Origin of the sequence: Brevibacterium sp. FME37 (assembly GCF_014897485.1) — a bacterium.
Taxonomy (GTDB): Bacteria; Actinomycetota; Actinomycetes; order Actinomycetales; family Brevibacteriaceae; genus Brevibacterium.
This window is the reverse complement of the sequence record NZ_JABUYE010000051.1, coordinates 1-1,335: the sequence shown is the minus strand read 5'-3', so window position 1 is coordinate 1,335 and position 1,335 is coordinate 1. Positions and strand designations below refer to the sequence as shown.

1 protein-coding gene is annotated in these 1,335 nt (G+C 61.5%); it reads right to left on the bottom strand.

Going from position 1 to position 1,335, the window contains the following annotated elements:
• Nucleotides 1–36: 36 nt before the first annotated feature.
• A protein-coding gene (locus INT29_RS19885) for an IS3 family transposase (protein WP_193073273.1) occupies nt 37–1,265 on the bottom strand; the annotation gives its coding sequence in 2 pieces (ribosomal slippage) (nt 37–998 and nt 998–1,265; 1,230 coding nt in all).
• Nucleotides 1,266–1,335 lie beyond the last annotated feature (70 nt).

Below are 1,335 nucleotides of genomic sequence, written 5' to 3'. Positions count from 1 at the left end.
TGAGGTTCCCCGCAAGTTGTGGACACTTGATCTGTCTCACGCGGCTTGCGCAGACACTTCCTCTTCACTGACCAGGTCGGTCAGTGAACGTGCTTCCTCGAACTCCACCGGCGTCACCTGACCCAGCGCCGAATGCAACCGCCGACGGTTATACACCTCTTCGATCCACCGACCGACCTCGCGTCGAACAGCCGACCTGCTCGCCCATACACGACGATCATAGAACTCTGTCTTCAACGTCGACCAGAACGACTCCGACATCGCGTTATCCCAACACACCCCAGTCCGACCCACCGACTGCGCCAGTCCCAGTTCTTCCGCCGCTCGATGCAACTGCCCTGAGGTGTACTGCGCTCCTCGATCGGCATGGAAAATGACGTCCTTCGATCCGATCCCGCGCAGCGTGTGAGCCATCCGCAGTGCCCGTTCGACCAGGTCTGAGTCCTGTCGGTCATCCATCGCCCATCCCAGGACTCGACGCGAGCATCCGTCACGGATCACGCATAGGTACACGAAGCCTTCCCAGGTCCGCAGATAGGTGATGTCGCTGATCCAGACCGCATCCACGACGCCCTGATCCCAGACTCTGTCGACCCGATCAGGGATCCGGTGCGTCCGGGTCCCTGGCAACGTTGTGACCGGCCTGAACTTCCGCGGGCTGATGCCTTCCAACCCCTGCCGGCGCATCGACTTCGCCACTGTCTTCTCGTTGACAGTCACTGCTTGCCTGGCCAGCTGGGCCTGCACCCGCGGTGCACCATAAACATCATCGGATTCGGCGTGGACCCGGGCCACGTCAGCGTCGAGTGCTCGCTGGGCCTGCTTGCGCGGTCCCGGCTCTGTACTCAACCGTTTCGCCCACGCGTAATAGCCAGCCCGGGCCACTTTCAGGAGTCTAGCCATTCGGGTGATCGCGTAGTTGTCCTTCTCCGCGTGCATCAGTTCGAACCGTTCCGACGGTGTTGCTTCGACGCGAAGAAGGATGCCGCTTTTCCCAGAAACTCGTTGTCCTGTTTGAGTTCGAAGTTCTCCCGTTGCAACCGGGCCAGCTCTGCTCGCTCGTCCTCGCCCAACGGCCCCGTCGATGCCCCCTCGCCTTGTCGGCGCTGCTTTTCGGCTTTGACCCAGGTGCCCAGGGACTGTTCCCCGACTCCGATCTCCTTGGCCACTGCCGCGATCGAGCGACCAGTGTCGATGACCAAAGTCGCGGCCTCCCGCCGGTACTCGGGCGTGAACGTGCGACGCTGTTTCTTGCTCTCTGACATGCTGGACATCCTTCCACCAGGATCACGAATCCCGCTAGCTCGGGTGTCCACAAAACCAGGCTAACCTCAG